Origin of the sequence: Bacillus sp. Nf3, assembly GCF_003028545.1 — a bacterium.
GTDB classification, from domain to species: domain Bacteria; phylum Bacillota; class Bacilli; order Bacillales; family Bacillaceae; genus Bacillus; species Bacillus safensis.
Genome location: NZ_PYUA01000011.1, coordinates 47,419 through 63,314 on the forward strand (window position 1 = coordinate 47,419; position 15,896 = coordinate 63,314).

A 15,896-nucleotide genomic window follows, 5' to 3' on the forward strand; every position below is an offset into this window, starting at 1 on the left:
AATGGCTGCTGCTCGTAAACAAAATACGCGTAAACGTCGCGTGAAAAAGAATATTGAAGCTGGAATCGCTCATATTCGTTCCACTTTCAACAACACGATTGTAACGATTACTGATGTTCATGGAAACGCAATTTCTTGGTCAAGTGCTGGTGCATTAGGATTCAGAGGTTCTCGTAAATCTACTCCTTTCGCTGCACAAATGGCTGCTGAAACTGCTGCTAAAGGTTCTATCGAACATGGTCTTAAAACACTTGAAGTAACTGTTAAAGGTCCTGGTTCTGGTCGTGAAGCTGCAATTCGTGCGCTTCAAGCTGCTGGTCTTGAAGTTACTGCAATTAGAGACGTAACTCCAGTTCCTCATAACGGATGCCGTCCACCAAAACGTCGCCGCGTGTAATTTGTTTGTATAGATTTTGTGTCCCTGTCAATAATGGGTTATGATACAGTTATTTATGAGACGAATACACGACTCGTTGCCTGAGCACATACGGGACTAAACAATGAGGAATTTCGGATGGAATCTCATATGATTCTATTCGAGGTTTCGACGTTTTGAAGGAGGGTTTTATTAGATGATCGAAATTGAAAAACCAAAAATCGAAACGGTTGAAATCAGCGACGATGCCAAGTATGGCAAGTTTGTCGTAGAGCCACTTGAGCGTGGATATGGTACCACTTTAGGGAACTCCCTTCGTCGTATCCTTTTATCCTCACTTCCTGGTGCAGCTGTAACATCGATCCAGATAGATGGTGTCTTACACGAATTCTCAACGATCGAAGGCGTGGTTGAAGATGTTACAACGATTATCTTAAACATTAAAAAGCTTGCACTCAAAATCTACTCTGAAGAAGAGAAGACGCTTGAAATTGATGTACAAGATGAAGGTACTGTAACAGCTGCTGATATTACACACGACAGCGATATTGAAATCTTAAATCCAGATCTTCACATCGCAACTCTTGGCAAGAATGCGAGCTTCCGTGTTCGCTTAACTGCACAAAGAGGTCGCGGGTATAATCCTGCTGATGCAAACAAAAGAGACGATCAGCCAATCGGTGTGATTCCGATCGACTCAATCTATACACCTGTATCTCGTGTGACTTATCAAGTGGAGAACACCCGTGTTGGGCAAATCACAAACTATGATAAATTAACACTAGATGTATGGACTGATGGAAGCACAGGACCGAAAGAAGCGATCGCTCTAGGTTCTAAGATTTTAACTGAACACCTGAATATTTTCGTTGGGTTAACTGACGAAGCTCAGCATGCTGAAATCATGGTTGAGAAAGAAGAAGACCAAAAAGAAAAAGTGCTTGAAATGACAATTGAAGAGCTTGATCTTTCTGTTCGTTCTTACAACTGTTTGAAGCGTGCGGGTATTAACACTGTTCAAGAGCTTGCTAACAAGACAGAAGAGGATATGATGAAAGTTCGTAACCTTGGACGTAAATCTCTTGAAGAAGTGAAAGCGAAACTAGAAGAACTTGGACTGGGTCTTCGTAAAGACGATTGACTAGTTTCATTGTGAACTAGGATTTTCGTGTGTTTTTTATTCATACAGCATCTCTAATTAAGGAGGGGACATCACATGGCATACAGAAAGCTAGGACGCACTAGTGCACAACGTAAAGCAATGCTTCGTGACCTAACGACTGATTTGATCATCAACGAACGCATCGAAACAACTGAAACACGTGCGAAAGAACTTCGCTCTGTAGTTGAAAAAATGATCACTCTTGGCAAACGCGGAGATCTTCATGCTCGCCGTCAAGCTGCAGCTTACATTCGTAATGAAGTAGCTAACGCTGAAACAAACCAAGATGCACTTCAAAAATTATTCGCTGACGTTGCAACTCGCTACGAAGATCGCCAAGGTGGATACACTCGTATCATGAAGCTTGGACCTCGTCGCGGCGATGGCGCACCAATGGCTGTCATTGAATTAGTTTAATCACATATCGTGTATCTAAGAAAGGGCGGGACAGTTCATAACTGGATCTATGCCCTTTTTTAGGTACTACGGCTTTTTTTAGGAATAAGCAAAGAAGAGGTTGAGCTGAGAGGAGGTCCGGTAGAGATGGGGAAGACATTAATTGACGTAAAGGACATTGTATTTCGTTATCACAAGGATGCGGACAAGCCCGCTTTAGATCAAGTGTCACTGCATGTGAATCAAAATGAATGGCTCGCCATTGTTGGTCATAACGGTTCAGGTAAATCCACACTTGCCCGTGTGCTGAATGGGCTCATTTTACCGGATGCTGGTACGGTCAAGGTTGGAGAGATTGAGCTCAAAGAAGAAAGTGTCTGGGATATTCGCAAAAAGGTCGGAATGGTCTTTCAAAATCCAGATAACCAATTTGTGGGCTCAACGGTTCGTGATGATGTGGCTTTTGGTTTAGAAAATAACGGGGTTGAGCGGGAATTGATGATAGAACGTGTAGATTGGGCTGTCAAACAGGTCAATATGCAGGAGTTTCTTGATCAAGAGCCGCACCATCTATCAGGCGGGCAGAAGCAGAGAGTCGCTATTGCAGGTGTGCTTGCAGCAAGCCCTGACATCATGATCTTGGATGAAGCAACATCAATGCTTGATCCGATTGGCCGTGAAGAAGTGTTAGAGACTGTTAGACTACTGAAGGAACAAGGAACAGTCACAGTCATTTCCATCACACATGATTTAGACGAGGCTGCCAAGGCAGACCGCGTTATTGTGATGAATGGCGGGAAGAAATTTGCCGAGGGAACGCCAGAGGAAGTATTTGAACTAGATGAACAGCTGGTTCAGATTGGACTTGATCTGCCATTCTCCTATCGCTTGAGCAAGCAATTGAAGCAGCAAGGTGTGCCGCTTGCAAATGCCCATTTGACACAAGAAGGATTGGTGAAAGAGCTATGGACATTACGATCAAAGAATTAGAGCATCGTTATCAAATGAAAACGCCGTTTGAGCGTCTCGCTTTGTATGATGTCAATGCTTCCATCAAAGAGGGCAGCTATGTCGCTGTCATTGGTCATACGGGCTCTGGCAAGTCTACATTGCTGCAGCATTTAAATGGATTGCTCAAACCAACGAAGGGGAGTATTGCGCTTGGAGAGACGGTTTTACAAGCCAATAAAAAGCAGAAGGATATGAAACCCCTCCGGAAAAAGGTAGGCATCGTGTTTCAGTTTCCTGAGCATCAGCTCTTTGAGGAAACCATCCTCAAGGATATCTGCTTCGGCCCGATGAACTTTGGTGTTCCTCAAGAGAAAGCAGAAACGAAGGCGAAGGAGATGCTGAAGCTGGTTGGTCTTCCTGAGTCCCTATTATCTCGATCTCCCTTTGAACTAAGCGGCGGTCAAATGAGACGTGTGGCGATTGCAGGCGTCTTAGCGATGGAGCCAGAGGTGCTTGTGCTTGATGAGCCGACTGCTGGGCTAGATCCACGCGGACGGAAGGAAATCATGGACATGTTCTATGACCTTCATCAAAAGGCAAACCTCACCACGATCCTGGTCACACACAGTATGGAGGACGCCGCTCATTATGCGGATCAAATGATTGTGATGCATAAAGGGACAGTGAAGGCGACAGGCACGCCGAGAGAGTTGTTTGCCAATCGTACAGATATGTCTTCGTTTGGTCTCGACCTCCCGGAAACGATTAAATTCCAGCAGACTGTAGAAGAAAAGCTAGGTATTACGTTTCCTAGGCCGCTTCTGACCATGGATGAAATGGCAGATGCCTTAACAGCTCTTTATCAGGAGGACACGACATCATGATGGATAGTATGATTATCGGCAAATATGTGCCAGGTTCATCCTTTGTCCATCGTCTTGATCCAAGGACAAAGCTGTTATCAATTTTCTTTTTTGTCTTTATTGTCTTTTTTGCTAATAATTACATCACTTACGGGCTTTTAGGTGTCTTTACCATTCTTGTAGTGATGGTTTCTCAGGTGCCGCTATACTTTATTCTCAAGGGAATGAAGCCAATCCTATGGATTGTCCTGTTTACCTTTATTCTGCATATTTTCATGACAAAGGATGGCGCCTTGCTATTCCACTTTGGTTTTCTGAATATTTATGAAGAAGGTTTAAAGCAGGGGATCTTCATTTCACTCCGTTTTGTCTATCTCATTATGATGACGACACTTCTTACGTTAACCACAACGCCTATAGAAGTGACAGACGGGATGGAGAAGCTGCTGCACCCATTCCGTAAAGTCAAACTGCCTGTTCATGAGCTTGCTCTCATGATGTCCATCTCTCTTCGGTTTATTCCGACTTTACTAGAAGAGACGGACAAAATCATGAAGGCACAAATGGCTCGAGGCGTTGATTTTACAAGCGGACCTTTAAAGGATCGCATGAAAGCCATCGTTCCTTTGCTTGTTCCCCTTTTCGTCAGTGCGTTTAAGCGTGCAGAAGAACTGGCGACCGCGATGGAAGCGAGAGGCTACCGCGGGGGAGAAGGACGGACGAAATACCGTCAGCTTGTCTGGGGCATGAAGGACACGTTCACGCTGCTTCTATTCATCCTGTTAACAGCGCTCCTTGTGCTGCTTAGAAATTAGGTGATTCCTAGATGAAGGTCAAATGTACTGTATCCTACGATGGGACACATTTTAAAGGCTATCAGGTGCAGCCAGGGCAGCGAACCGTACAGACGGAGATAGAATCTTCCCTTGCAAGAATGCATAAACAGGATGAACTGATTCCGATTGTGGCTTCCGGCCGGACAGACAGCGGTGTTCATGCAAAGGGACAGGTCATCCATTTTGACACCCCGCTCTCGATCCCGATGGAGAGATGGCCTTTTGCCCTTAACAGCCTGCTGCCGGATGATATCCGTGTTCTAAAGGCTGAGGAGGTCGATGATTCGTTTCATGCCAGATTTGGTGTTGTTTCGAAGGAGTACCGTTATAAGGTCTCAACGGAAACGCACCAAAATGTGTTCACGAGACAGTATGCCTGCCACTATCCTTACCGGCTGGATATCGATAAAATGAGAGAAGCCGCTGAGCACTTGATTGGGACACATGATTTTACAAGCTTTTGTGCGGCCAATACAGAGGTTCAGGACAAGGTGAGGGATATTTATGCCCTCGAGTGGAAAAACGTCTCAGATGGGCTTGAAATGCGTGTGAGAGGGAATGGTTTTTTATACAACATGGTGCGGATTATCGCTGGAACGTTACTTGAAATCGGTTCTGGTAAATTTCACCCTGAGGAGATAAAAGCCATGCTTGCCGCCCGAAATCGCGAAGCGGCAGGCAAGACTGCGCCTAGTCACGGACTGTATTTATGGGAAGTTTTCTATGACAACTAAACCAGGTGTAACATGTTCTTGACACAGGAAGCAGAAAGTTATAAGATATCATATGGTATGTATTTCAACCCCACAAATAAGCCCCGGAAGACTTATCTGTGTTTTGAAATAGAACGTAGCATTTGATTCAAGGAAAATTCATTGATTTATTTAGGAGGGAAACTCATGCGTACAACACCAATGGCGAACGCAAGCACAATTGAGCGCAAATGGCTAGTTGTTGATGCGGCAGGCAAGACTCTAGGTCGTCTTTCTACTGAAGTAGCATCACTTTTGCGCGGTAAGCACAAACCAACTTATACACCACACGTTGATACAGGTGATCATGTCATCATCATCAATGCTGAAAAAATCGAATTAACTGGTAAGAAATTGACGGACAAAATTTACTACCGTCACACTATGCACCCAGGTGGTTTGAAACAAAGAACTGCTCTTGAGATGCGTACAAACTACCCTGAAAAAATGTTGGAGCTTGCTATCAAAGGTATGCTTCCAAAGGGTCCACTAGGTCGTCAAATGTTCAAAAAATTAAATGTGTACCGTGGTTCTGAGCATCCACATCAAGCACAACAACCTGAAGTTTACGAACTTCGCGGTTAATTATAAGGGAGGTTAACAATTTGGCACAGGTTCAATATTACGGTACAGGTCGTCGTAAAAGTTCTGTAGCGCGCGTTCGCTTAGTTCCAGGTGAAGGCCGTATCGTCGTTAATAATCGTGAAATTACTGAATACATTCCATTCGCTGCTTTAATCGAAGACGTGAAACAGCCTTTGAACATCACAGAAACAGCTAACAGCTACGATGTTCTTGTAAATGTTCACGGTGGTGGATTCTCTGGTCAAGCTGGAGCAATTCGTCACGGTATCTCTCGTGCTCTTCTAGAAGTAGATCCTGAGTACCGTACACCACTTAAACGTGCTGGACTTCTTACTCGTGACTCTCGTATGAAAGAGCGTAAGAAATACGGTCTTAAAGGCGCACGTCGCGCACCTCAGTTCTCAAAACGTTAATTCTATTACGTTTCTCAAAGGCTCTCAAGCTTATGCTTGGGGGTCTTTTTTTAGGCTCTAAAATAATAGGACCACGAGAAATTTATTGCTGGTTATAAATCTATACATTTAAAACTTTTGAGCGGTTTGATCTTTTAGAGTTTCTGTTACGTGTTTATAAATGTTCATAGTCATTGGATGCCTAATCGAGTCTGTACTTCTTTAATGCCTGATCCCACTTCAAATAAACTTATAATATGAATATAGGTCATTACTGCTATTGCCTCAGAGCGGTTGTATTTTTATTCGTAATCAGCAGAGGCAAACTCACTGCTTTTCCTCACTAATGGAACAGCATTTATTCCATGGTTTGATGAGTTCTTGTGTAGCAAAATTCGCCAATTTTTGTTAGTCAATATATGATGTATGGTAAGAGGAAAATAAAGTGTTTTTGCTCTATACTTTGCCTAAAGGTCTTTGAATCATCTTTATTGACCACTATGTTGAACTGTAGATGCGGTCTAGGAATATTTATTAATACGTGACGTTATTAAATTATAGGTAGGTGCAATAGTGAGTTTAGTGAAAATAGAACCCATAAGTACACTTAATAATAGTGAGATAACTGAAATTTTTAAATGTGCTCCTCAAGGAGGTATGAGGCGCTCGCTTAAAACGAATACCTTAGTTTTAGTATCGGATCATACAAAAGCATTGTATGAAGACCGATGGGATGGAAATGTTTTTCATTATACTGGTATGGGAAGAACGGGAGATCAGACATTGACATCTCAAAATAAAACTGTGGCTGAATCATTAAGTAATAAAGTGGAGATGCATTTGTTCGAAGTGTTTGAAGCGAAAAAATATGTGTATCGTGGGGTAGTGAAACTAGCTGATGAACCATATCAAGAAGAGCAGCTAGATGATAATGACCAACTGCGACAAGTATGGGTCTTCCCTCTTGTGTTGGCAGACGATCAAAAGATAATCATTCCAGATAAGTTGATAAAAATGAAACAAGTGTTGAGGGAAAAGAAGGTAAGAAAACTGGGTGAGAGCGTTTTAGAAAACAGAGCTAGAACCGCCAGAAGAAAAAGTAGTAAACGTAAGACTATCTCAACTACATATGAACGTGACCCATATGTTACAGAGTTTGCAAAACGCTGGGCAAAGGGAGTTTGTCAGTTATGTGATCAACCGGCTCCATATTTAAATATGAATGGGGAGCCTCATTTACATACCCATCATATTAAATGGCTATCACGTGGTGGAGATGATTCAATATACAACACTATTGCTCTTTGTCCTAATTGCCATGATAAAATGCATATTTTAGATTTGGAAGAGGACGTAAGAAAACTTCAAGAGAAAGTGTTAGAGTGCGTAGAAGTGGAAAAAATCAAAATTTGAACCAATTGGCAAAGGTTAATTTTGATCACATTTTGACGCCAAATATACAGTACGACATTCTTTCTTTTTTGCTGATGCAAAAATAGCCCGTTAAATTAGTGCGTCTCGCACTTCGTTAATCAATTTTATATTGTATGGACGTCTTACAAAGGTTTGTTACAGACAAACCATATAAAAAAGCATCAGCATCCTGCTGGTGCTTTTTTATTTGTGTTTTTTTCTGTTTGGAAACATATAAAATAGGATCATAGCAAGGTCTCTGTTTAAAAAACGAAGTCTATGGAGGGGTGTCATATGAATCTAACAACAGAAAGGTGTATCATTCGATCATTTGCTGAAGATGATTGGCATGATGTTTATGCATATACATCTGATCCGGCGGTAATGAAGTATATTCCGGAAGGTGTTTTTTCTAAAGAAAATGCGCAGGAATTTGTTAAAAATAATCGTCTTAAAACAGCCAAGAATTTTGCTGTTCTATTAAAAGAAGATCAGATATGCATCGGGCATATCGTGTTCCATCCATACTTTGGTGAGCACACATATGAAATTGGGTGGGTCTTCAATCCTGCCTATCAAAACAAAGGCTATGCATCAGAAGCGGCTTATGCCGTTCTGCATCATGGTTTTCACACAATGAATTTACATCGAATCATTGCCACTTGTCAGCCTGAAAATGTGCCATCTTGGAGAGTGATGGAGAAAATGGGGATGAGGAGAGAGGGGTATTTTAAAAAATGTATACCACAAGGAAATGAGTGGTGGGATGAGTTTTACTATGCCCTCCTACAAGAGGAATGGTTCGAGAAGAGGGCTTGATGATTTTTCATGATATGAAGTACTTTGATGAAAAAGCAGCTGAACAAATCTTATATGAGAATGGTATTTTGGTAAGTGAAAACAGTCTTCCATCCATCATAGGAGGTGCTTTCATTGAATTTAAATCAATTGACATTTAGAGAAGCCGTGCAAGAAGACCTCGACAAAATCGTCCTCATGCTTTCAGATGATAAGTTAGGTCAAAAGAGAGAGCGTTACACTCGCCCATTATTAGAAAGCTATATAAAAGCCTTTCATTCAATCGATGCTGATCCAAATATTGAACTCATTGTTGCGTGTGATCAGGAAGAAGCAGTTGGTGTTCTTCAGTTAACCATGACGCCATTTCTTACACATCAAGGGGGATGGAGAGCATCCATCGAAGGAGTTCGTACGGCTTCGAGTCATAGAGGAAAAGGAGTCGGTTCGCTGCTTATCAAGTGGGCCATTCAACGCGCAAGCGACCGCGGCTGTCAAATGATTCAGCTGACAACAGATAAACAGAGGCCAGAAGCACGACATTTTTATGAGAAATTAGGGTTTGAAGCCACTCATGAAGGAATGAAGCTGTATTTGCCCCATGAATAAGGATATCAAGAAGCGGAGGATTCAAGAGCCTCTGCCTTTTTTGTGCCTTTATTTGAAATATTTGCTATATTGAATATATAAATCCTATCTTGAAAGGAGAAACATGTTGCAGAAAATCGGTTTAAAGGAAACAAAAGAAGACCTTTTGACATTTGTCAAAAAAAACAAAAAGGACGTATCAGTAACAATCATTGAAAATGAAGATGTGTTGTTAGAGTGGAATGCTAATCAAAAAACGCCACTTGCAAGTACGGTGAAATTAGTAGTTTTATTTCATTTTGTTAAAGCTGTATCCAGCGGTGACATCAAGCTAGATGAAAAAGTGGCATTGGCGGACATAGAGCGGTTTTATATTGATAGAACAGATGGCGGTGCTCACACATACTGGCTGGAGGTCAACGCTTTTTCTGAGCATGCAACTTTATTAGATGTTGCCAAAGGAATGATGCAATTCAGTTCGAATGCTTGTACTGATTATTTGATTGACTTGCTCGACTTAGAAAAGATTAATAATCGGATGAAACAAGCAGGTCTTACAGAACATGATGAACTCATGCCGCTGACGCCAAAGTTGTTGTGGCCTGCTTATGTATCTGATCATGAGCAGGATGCATTAAAGCAAATGAGCGGTGTATCTCATGAACAATATAAATCTCTAATGAATGAGATTTTTAATATCATGAAAAATGACCCAGAGCATAAAAAGATGTTAGAAGAAAAAATAATGGAAAAGGACTTATTAAGCTTTCGTATTCAATCATTACTGACACAAAAGTTGACAAAGTCTACAACCAATCAATATGCACATTTTATGAAACGTCTGCAGGATGAGCTGTTAACAACAGAAGAAAAGCGTCTTTTTAGCCAAATTGTGCTGGGAGAAACATTGAAGACGGAAAAAGATCAATATATTTGGTATAAAGGCGGAGCGACGTTGTTTGTTTTCACAGCTGCTTTATATCGAAAAACGGATATCTCATCTATATCCATTTCTCTTTTTATCAATGATCCAAAAGCGAAGAATTCTCATTGGATTGGGGAAGTATTCAACGAATTTATGCTTACTGCAGCAATGGATCAAAACTTTCGACAACGTTTGATTCAGGCTTTCACTACATAAACATCAAAAAACAGAGGGAAACTTCCCTCTGTTTTATTATTTCTGCATTGGAAACGCTTTGTATACATCTTTGCGTTTCTCTTTTGACTTCACAACTCCATCAACCAGTTCCTTTTGCCAAAGTGCTGTATCATCTTTGTACTCTTTAAAAGGGTGAGGGAGCTTTTTTTCTAGCTGTTTTCTTTTAAACGTGACGGACGGTTCGTCGTTAGAGTTCATCTTGAGTGTCACTTGCTCTACATTATCGATAAGAATAAAAAGTGCCAATGCATTATATAAGTAGTTTTTTTCAATGGTATCCTTCTTATCAAACCAAGATGCATCAAATTGTTCTTCTGTATAAGTGGCATTTTCCTTCACGCCATATGTTACTTTTAGTGCTTTTTCATCTGCGATTTCATACTCACGAATCACGTTACCTGGAAGATCTGATAAAATAGCGCCGATTGCTCCGTTGTCTCCAATATAAGAATTTTTGTGCTTAGAAAGCTGGTTTAAGGAAATATCTTCTATTCCTTTAATGTCGCTTTCTTTCTCACTATCTTGACTACTGCAAGCGGATAGAATGACTGTCATTAGTAGTAGGATGTATATCCACTTTTTCATTTACTTTGCCCCTTTATAATTTTTTCTATATAAAAATCTATTTTATCACAAGGTCCCATTTTCACCATTTATTTCATGTTTTCCATTTACTGAACTGCATGTTTTGTTCAAACCAACGAACAATACAAAGAAAAAAGGAGTTCAGTTCATGGCAGAAGTGCTTTCATTTTATCAACTGAAAACAAAACGAGATGTCACGCTTGAAAAGAAGCTTTTGCGTACATTGTCTCTTCAACAAGTGACGGTTGCTTCCGAGAAATTCACGAAGAAGCTGTTCCCATTTGCAGATGATCCAGCTGGGATTATGAGTGATGGCTGTATCGATTTCGCCATTGAAGCTTTTTTAGCTGGCGGGAGATACGGTGAGTCGAGTAAATACGGGGAATCGTTCGACGATATCAAGAAGCGGTCCTCCCAGGAGGAAGCTGAGCTGATTGAAGAGCTGGCAGGATGTTTGCAATCGTGGGGGAATATGTTCCGTATGGAGCGGAAGATGTCGTGTTTGTATCCATCTGCGAAAGAATTTTTAAGCATGTGGTGGCAGGAAGGCTTTCGTGAATCAGAAAAAAGACACAAGCTTCGGCTGCACTAAGCATATTTCCAGCCCTTGTCCCATATCTATAAAATAATGGTGTATGGGAGGGACAGGGATGAAAAGAAAGCTGAAGTGGACAGGGTTTTTAATTGGGTTTATTGTCCTCTTATTCTTATTCAGGTTTCAATTTCTAAATGATGATTCGTGGAAATCGTGGAATTTGCCTCTAAGCGGGAAGATCATTTATTTAGATCCGGGTCACGGCGGTCCAGATGGCGGGGCTGTAGGAGGAGAGCTACTTGAGAAAGAGATTGCGCTAGATGTATCCATGAAGATACGTGACTATTTGCAGGAGCAGGGAGCGCTTGTTCTCATGACACGAGAGGATGATTCTGATTTATCATCAAAGAATACAAGAGGATATGCCCGGAAGAAAGCGGAGGATTTAAGGAACCGCGTTAAAGTCATCAATGAATCTGAAGCGGATCTCTATTTAAGCATTCATTTAAATGCGATACCATCTAACAAATGGAGCGGGGCTCAGACGTTTTTTTACGGAAAGTATGAAGAGAATGAAAAGGCAGCGAAGTTCATTCAAGATGAATTGCGCAGAAACCTTGAAAACACAGATCGAAAGGCGAAGCGGATCAACGGCATTTATTTAATGCAAAATGTCACAAAGCCAGGAGCTCTTGTGGAAATTGGATTTCTCTCCAATCCAAAAGAGGCTGGCCAGCTGGCAACACCTAAATATCAGGATCAAATTGCCGCCTCTATTTATAAAGGGATTTTAAGATATTTAACAGAGCAAAAAGAGCCGCCTGAATAAGGGGCTTTTTCCTTTTGATCGCAGGCAAACAGGACAGACATTGTAAGGATATGTATGATATACTTGGATTGTAAACGAATTCAATAAAGGGTGAGGTTCTGCTATGATCGGACAAGATGATGTGAGAAAACTAGTTGGGAAGATGGACGAACCTTTCCTTCATATACCGCTTGGTGAGCTGGATGCTATCAAGGAAATCAGCCTAAAGCCTGAGAAAGAGCATGTGAGCCTAAAGTTGGCTATTGCAAAAACAGGCACTGCTGAGCAGATGAAGCTGCAGCAAGACATCGTACAAGCCTTGAAATCAGCAGGCGCTAATACAGTAGGACTTCGTTTCGAGGAACTGCCTCAGGAAACACTTGAAAAGTTTATGCCATCACAAGATGAGGAAGAAACCTTACTTAACTCTAAAAATCCGCCTGAGTTCTTAGCGATTGCGAGTGGAAAGGGCGGCGTTGGTAAATCGACTGTTTCTGTTAACCTTGCTGTAGCGCTGGCTCGTCTAGGGAAAAAAGTCGGGCTGATTGATGCTGATATTTATGGCTTTAGTGTACCGGATATGATGGGAATCACTGTCAGACCAACAGTTAAAGGGGAAAAAATTATTCCTGTGGAGCGCTTTGGTGTCAAAGTGATTTCAATGGGCTTTTTTGTTGAAGAAAATGCACCGGTTATTTGGAGAGGGCCGATGCTTGGAAAAATGTTAAATAACTTCTTCCACGAAGTTGAGTGGGGAGAATTAGATTACTTACTATTAGACCTTCCGCCTGGAACGGGAGATGTGGCGCTTGATATTCATACAATGCTGCCTAGCTGTAAAGAAATCATTGTTACTACACCGCATCCTACGGCTGCCTTCGTTGCAGCAAGAGCAGGCGCAATGGCACTGCAAACAGATCATGAAGTGCTCGGTGTCGTTGAGAATATGAGCTATTATGAAAGCAAAAAAACAGGTGAGAAGGAATACGTCTTTGGAAAAGGCGGCGGGGACAAGCTGGCTGAAGAGCTGCGTGTATCAGTCCTTGGCCAAATTCCTTTAAGACAGCCTGATTGGAATGAGGATGATTTTGCGCCTTCTGTCTATGATGCAAGTCATCCAACAGGAGAAGTGTATCAACACATTGCGAATAAAGTCATTGAACAATTAGCAGTGAAAGCATAATAAAAGCCCGAGTGGATCAATGCCACTCGGGTGATGTTTAACTGTCGCTTCCTTCGCTGCCTTGCGATCCGGAATCACTGCTGCTTTCAGATGCTGCCTTTTTGAGCTCATCTTCGAATTTCTTCTTATAAAGAGGGCTGCTTAATGTTTCCGTAATGACTTTTTCTAAGTGCTTTCTAAACTCTTTGCTTTTTACCAGTTCACCGTATTTCTTTTCCATCTCAGGATCCTTGAGAATATCCATCATCAGCTGTTGATAGTCAGGATCCTTCATTAACTGTTTTAACATCCTTTCATGCTGTTGCTGCATGGATTTTGCGAAAGTCTCGGCAAATTTAGAATCCTCAAAGACCTTCTTCCAGAACTCTTTGCCTTTATCAGAAGTCAGTGTTTTCTCTATCGTTTTTTTCACAGTTTGTTCATCCATTACCAAAGCTTCATTCATTGCCTCGTCATTTAATAACTGTTGAATGGCCTTTTTACCGTCATCTGTCTTTAATATATCGACGACCATTTTTTTTGTTTCGTCATAGTCCATATTAGATGAGGATTGGGTTTTGGGAGCACAAGCTGTTAGAGATAAAAGAAGAAAACAGCTCACTATACGCAAGATGCCTTTTGACATACTGTGGCTCCTTTCGTTACATGTCTTACTTTTAATATGAATGTTTCACGTAAATTTATACATAACAAAAATAGGGGTTGGATCAATTCAATGAAAAGTCGGGATTTAGTTCGTTTTTTCTTCTCTGTGCTAGCTGTTGGAGCGGTCATTACAAGCGTGGTAGGCTTTGCGCTGGAGTGGGGAAAATATCAGAAGCTTTTTATATCGTTTGAAATTCTAGAGATCGCATCTGTGTTGTTTTGGTTCATTGGTGTAGGGATGATCTTTAGTGTCATTAGCCAGATGGGGTTTGTTGTCTTCTTGACGGTGCACCGGTTTGCGTTAGAGATTTTCCGGTCACATTCTTTATGGAATACCATTCAGCTGTTTCTTGTGATTTTTGTGCTGTTTGATTTAGCTTACTTGCGATTTTTGTTTTTCGGGGAGAATGAATCATTTCTTCCATACTTGTGGCTGCCTTTATTTATCGGTGTGTTTGCTTTGATCGTGGCTTACTTTAAACAGCAGCAGTCCTCTAAGAAAACATTTATTTCTGCAATGTTTCTCATGGTCGTCATCACGTCGTTAGAATGGTTCCCGGCGCTCAGAGTCAATGAAGAGGACTGGCTGTATTTAATGCTATTCCCGCTATTAGGCTGTAATGCGTTTCAGCTGTTAGCGATGCCGCGGTTTTCAAAAGCGAAAGCTACTTAACTTCCGATGACTTTGTTTTCGTATTGGAGATCAGTTCGCCAACTGTCACATTTTTTAAATTCTTTTCTTTTATTTGTTTCAAAATAGCGGGTAAGGCTTGAGCGGTTTGGGTTGCTGAATCTGAGGCGTGAAGGAGTACAATGTCTCCGCTTTTCATACGATCATTTACATTCTGAACAATCTGGTCGACACCCGGATTCAGCCAATCCTGTGAATTAATGCTGTAATGAACAACGGTATAACCGTACTGTGTGGCAATTTTCAGTGCTGTTTCGTTAAACTGTCCAGTTGGCGGTCTTAATAGTTGAATGTCATCCAGTCCAAGCTTTTGAAATGTATTTTGTGCACGGACAAGATCTTGCTTGATTTCACTATCTTCAAGCTGGCTATAATTTTTATAAGCATAGCCGAGGCTTCCAATTTGATGGCCGTCCTCCCTAATTTGTTTCACGATATCAGGATGACGCTCAGCCCAAGAAGCAGACAGAAAGAAAGTGGCGTTCTTTATACCGTACTCTCGAAGGACATTTAAAATAGGAACAGCCTTCTCATCTCCCCAGCCAATATTAAAAGTGAGAGAGACATGCTTTGATGAAGTCTCGCCTTTATAAATGGCTCGGGGTCCATGTTCAGTTTTAAATACCGACAGCGGCGGTGCCTTTTGTACATAAAAAAAGGTTGCAGCTGCAAGGGCTGCTACAAGAATAATGACAACTTGCTTCAGCCGTTTAATAGGCAACACATATAATCGACTCAATTCAAACACTCCTGCCTTGTCCAAGATTGTTACTTGATTGTATGCAGGACAAGGGTTTAAGATGCTTAATAAAACTATTTCAAAAAAAGTTTTGAAAAGGCGTTGACCGATAGAATGTTTTCGTGATATATTATTAATCGTCGCTGACACACAGTGACAAACACAAAACGCTTCGGGAAATAAACTTTAAAAAAGTTGTTGACATAAGATGAAGCGAAATGTTATATTATTAAAGCCGCTAAGAACGGCGAAGATGATCTTTGAAAACTAAACAAGACAAAACGTACCTGTTAATTCGAGTTTTTATAAAAAAATCCTATGATACTTCATAGGTAGTCAGTCAAACGCTGACGAAAAACAAAACTTCGGTTTTGTACTTTTTCGGAGAGTTTGATCCTGGCTCAGGACGAACGCTGGCGGCGTGCCTAATACATGC

21 protein-coding genes are annotated in these 15,896 nt (G+C 41.3%); 18 read left to right on the forward strand and 3 right to left on the reverse strand.

Annotation, left to right across the window (positions count from 1 at the left end; genetic code table 11):
* The first annotated feature begins 1 nt into the window (after position 1).
* From rpsK to C9414_RS18470, 14 genes are all read left to right on the forward strand, one after another.
* On the forward strand, positions 2-397 hold the full coding sequence (gene rpsK, locus C9414_RS18410; RefSeq protein WP_003217231.1) for a 30S ribosomal protein S11: 396 nt from the start codon (positions 2-4) through the stop codon (positions 395-397).
* Positions 398-572: 175 nt separating this feature from the next.
* A complete protein-coding gene (locus tag C9414_RS18415; protein ID WP_003217009.1) occupies positions 573-1,517 on the forward strand; it encodes a DNA-directed RNA polymerase subunit alpha in 945 nt (314 codons plus the stop codon).
* A 75-nt stretch (positions 1,518-1,592) separates the two neighbouring features.
* The gene (rplQ, locus tag C9414_RS18420; protein WP_003216944.1) at positions 1,593-1,955 is read left to right on the forward strand and encodes a 50S ribosomal protein L17; all 363 of its coding nucleotides are present in this window, start codon (positions 1,593-1,595) and stop codon (positions 1,953-1,955) included.
* A gap of 126 nt (positions 1,956-2,081) precedes the next feature.
* Positions 2,082-2,924 carry an energy-coupling factor ABC transporter ATP-binding protein gene (locus C9414_RS18425; protein WP_008356549.1) on the forward strand — a complete coding sequence of 281 codons (843 nt, stop codon included), beginning with the start codon at positions 2,082-2,084 and terminating at the stop codon, positions 2,922-2,924.
* The gene (locus C9414_RS18430) at positions 2,900-3,769 is read left to right on the forward strand and encodes an energy-coupling factor ABC transporter ATP-binding protein (protein ID WP_107164235.1); all 870 of its coding nucleotides are present in this window, start codon (positions 2,900-2,902) and stop codon (positions 3,767-3,769) included. The genes C9414_RS18425 and C9414_RS18430 overlap by 25 nt, the downstream gene beginning before the upstream one ends.
* On the forward strand, positions 3,766-4,563 hold the full coding sequence (locus tag C9414_RS18435) for an energy-coupling factor transporter transmembrane component T family protein (protein ID WP_047203796.1): 798 nt from the start codon (positions 3,766-3,768) through the stop codon (positions 4,561-4,563). Before C9414_RS18430 ends, C9414_RS18435 begins: the two co-directional genes overlap by 4 nt.
* 11 nt (positions 4,564-4,574) lie before the next feature.
* Positions 4,575-5,318 carry a tRNA pseudouridine(38-40) synthase TruA gene (truA, locus tag C9414_RS18440; RefSeq protein WP_107164236.1) on the forward strand — a complete coding sequence of 248 codons (744 nt, stop codon included), beginning with the start codon at positions 4,575-4,577 and terminating at the stop codon, positions 5,316-5,318.
* A gap of 165 nt (positions 5,319-5,483) precedes the next feature.
* Positions 5,484-5,921, forward strand: a complete 438-nt coding sequence (rplM, locus tag C9414_RS18445) for a 50S ribosomal protein L13 (protein WP_003217042.1) — start codon at positions 5,484-5,486, stop codon at positions 5,919-5,921.
* A gap of 20 nt (positions 5,922-5,941) precedes the next feature.
* Positions 5,942-6,334, forward strand: a complete 393-nt coding sequence (gene rpsI / locus C9414_RS18450; protein WP_007496354.1) for a 30S ribosomal protein S9 — start codon at positions 5,942-5,944, stop codon at positions 6,332-6,334.
* 552 nt (positions 6,335-6,886) lie between these two features.
* Complete coding sequence (locus C9414_RS18455; protein WP_258182653.1) at positions 6,887-7,726, forward strand: HNH endonuclease; 840 nt, start codon at positions 6,887-6,889, stop codon at positions 7,724-7,726.
* A 294-nt stretch (positions 7,727-8,020) separates the two neighbouring features.
* Positions 8,021-8,545, forward strand: coding sequence for a GNAT family N-acetyltransferase (locus C9414_RS18460; protein ID WP_107164237.1), 525 nt, complete (start codon positions 8,021-8,023; stop codon positions 8,543-8,545).
* The gene (locus C9414_RS20300) at positions 8,545-8,685 is read left to right on the forward strand and encodes a hypothetical protein (RefSeq protein WP_181286169.1); all 141 of its coding nucleotides are present in this window, start codon (positions 8,545-8,547) and stop codon (positions 8,683-8,685) included. The genes C9414_RS18460 and C9414_RS20300 overlap by 1 nt, the downstream gene beginning before the upstream one ends.
* A gap of 37 nt (positions 8,686-8,722) precedes the next feature.
* On the forward strand, positions 8,723-9,133 hold the full coding sequence (locus tag C9414_RS18465) for a GNAT family N-acetyltransferase (protein ID WP_107164242.1): 411 nt from the start codon (positions 8,723-8,725) through the stop codon (positions 9,131-9,133).
* Positions 9,134-9,239: 106 nt separating this feature from the next.
* Positions 9,240-10,253 carry a serine hydrolase gene (locus C9414_RS18470; RefSeq protein ID WP_483295695.1) on the forward strand — a complete coding sequence of 338 codons (1,014 nt, stop codon included), beginning with the start codon at positions 9,240-9,242 and terminating at the stop codon, positions 10,251-10,253.
* A gap of 36 nt (positions 10,254-10,289) precedes the next feature.
* Here C9414_RS18470 and C9414_RS18475 read toward each other — a convergent pair whose 3' ends face one another.
* Positions 10,290-10,859: a DUF4825 domain-containing protein gene (locus C9414_RS18475; RefSeq protein WP_107164239.1), complete on the reverse strand. Its 570-nt coding sequence runs from the start codon at positions 10,857-10,859 to the stop codon at positions 10,290-10,292.
* Between the two features lie 148 nt (positions 10,860-11,007).
* Here C9414_RS18475 and C9414_RS18480 point away from each other — a divergent pair, with 148 nt between their 5' ends.
* The 3 genes from C9414_RS18480 to C9414_RS18490 all read left to right on the forward strand — a co-directional run bounded on the left by C9414_RS18480 (position 11,008) and on the right by C9414_RS18490 (position 13,385).
* Positions 11,008-11,451, forward strand: coding sequence for a DUF2521 family protein (locus C9414_RS18480; protein WP_107164240.1), 444 nt, complete (start codon positions 11,008-11,010; stop codon positions 11,449-11,451).
* A gap of 58 nt (positions 11,452-11,509) precedes the next feature.
* On the forward strand, positions 11,510-12,223 hold the full coding sequence (gene cwlD, locus C9414_RS18485) for an N-acetylmuramoyl-L-alanine amidase CwlD (protein WP_034283867.1): 714 nt from the start codon (positions 11,510-11,512) through the stop codon (positions 12,221-12,223).
* A gap of 103 nt (positions 12,224-12,326) precedes the next feature.
* A complete protein-coding gene (locus C9414_RS18490) occupies positions 12,327-13,385 on the forward strand; it encodes an Mrp/NBP35 family ATP-binding protein (protein ID WP_047203790.1) in 1,059 nt (352 codons plus the stop codon).
* A 37-nt stretch (positions 13,386-13,422) separates the two neighbouring features.
* Here C9414_RS18490 and gerD read toward each other — a convergent pair whose 3' ends face one another.
* Positions 13,423-14,010, reverse strand: a complete 588-nt coding sequence (gene gerD / locus C9414_RS18495; protein WP_039176014.1) for a spore germination lipoprotein GerD — start codon at positions 14,008-14,010, stop codon at positions 13,423-13,425.
* 90 nt (positions 14,011-14,100) lie between these two features.
* On the opposite strand from gerD, the gene C9414_RS18500 reads away from it, so the two are divergent.
* Positions 14,101-14,703, forward strand: a complete 603-nt coding sequence (locus C9414_RS18500) for a KinB-signaling pathway activation protein (protein ID WP_047203789.1) — start codon at positions 14,101-14,103, stop codon at positions 14,701-14,703.
* On the opposite strand, the gene pdaB is transcribed toward C9414_RS18500, so the two are convergent.
* Entirely contained in the window at positions 14,696-15,460 is a 765-nt protein-coding gene (pdaB, locus tag C9414_RS18505; protein WP_065215437.1) for a polysaccharide deacetylase family sporulation protein PdaB, read from the reverse strand. The two genes, C9414_RS18500 and pdaB, sit on opposite strands and share 8 nt — an antisense overlap.
* Positions 15,461-15,896 lie beyond the last annotated feature (436 nt).

What these genes read in the sequence shown, in the direction of transcription:
- rplM (WP_003217042.1), top strand. Translation starts at nt 5,484, where the DNA reads ATGCGTACAACACCAATGGCGAACGCAAGCACAATTGAGCGCAAATGG.
- C9414_RS18475 (WP_107164239.1), bottom strand. Translation starts at nt 10,859, where the DNA reads ATGAAAAAGTGGATATACATCCTACTACTAATGACAGTCATTCTATCC.
- C9414_RS18465 (WP_107164242.1), top strand. Translation starts at nt 8,723, where the DNA reads ATGCTTTCAGATGATAAGTTAGGTCAAAAGAGAGAGCGTTACACTCGC.
- rpsK (WP_003217231.1), top strand. Translation starts at nt 2, where the DNA reads ATGGCTGCTGCTCGTAAACAAAATACGCGTAAACGTCGCGTGAAAAAG.
- C9414_RS18490 (WP_047203790.1), top strand. Translation starts at nt 12,327, where the DNA reads ATGATCGGACAAGATGATGTGAGAAAACTAGTTGGGAAGATGGACGAA.
- C9414_RS18480 (WP_107164240.1), top strand. Translation starts at nt 11,008, where the DNA reads ATGGCAGAAGTGCTTTCATTTTATCAACTGAAAACAAAACGAGATGTC.
- C9414_RS18430 (WP_107164235.1), top strand. Translation starts at nt 2,900, where the DNA reads ATGGACATTACGATCAAAGAATTAGAGCATCGTTATCAAATGAAAACG.
- C9414_RS20300 (WP_181286169.1), top strand. Translation starts at nt 8,545, where the DNA reads ATGATTTTTCATGATATGAAGTACTTTGATGAAAAAGCAGCTGAACAA.
- C9414_RS18415 (WP_003217009.1), top strand. Translation starts at nt 573, where the DNA reads ATGATCGAAATTGAAAAACCAAAAATCGAAACGGTTGAAATCAGCGAC.
- cwlD (WP_034283867.1), top strand. Translation starts at nt 11,510, where the DNA reads ATGAAAAGAAAGCTGAAGTGGACAGGGTTTTTAATTGGGTTTATTGTC.
- C9414_RS18435 (WP_047203796.1), top strand. Translation starts at nt 3,766, where the DNA reads ATGATGGATAGTATGATTATCGGCAAATATGTGCCAGGTTCATCCTTT.
- C9414_RS18425 (WP_008356549.1), top strand. Translation starts at nt 2,082, where the DNA reads ATGGGGAAGACATTAATTGACGTAAAGGACATTGTATTTCGTTATCAC.
- C9414_RS18460 (WP_107164237.1), top strand. Translation starts at nt 8,021, where the DNA reads ATGAATCTAACAACAGAAAGGTGTATCATTCGATCATTTGCTGAAGAT.
- gerD (WP_039176014.1), bottom strand. Translation starts at nt 14,010, where the DNA reads ATGTCAAAAGGCATCTTGCGTATAGTGAGCTGTTTTCTTCTTTTATCT.
- rplQ (WP_003216944.1), top strand. Translation starts at nt 1,593, where the DNA reads ATGGCATACAGAAAGCTAGGACGCACTAGTGCACAACGTAAAGCAATG.
- C9414_RS18500 (WP_047203789.1), top strand. Translation starts at nt 14,101, where the DNA reads ATGAAAAGTCGGGATTTAGTTCGTTTTTTCTTCTCTGTGCTAGCTGTT.
- truA (WP_107164236.1), top strand. Translation starts at nt 4,575, where the DNA reads ATGAAGGTCAAATGTACTGTATCCTACGATGGGACACATTTTAAAGGC.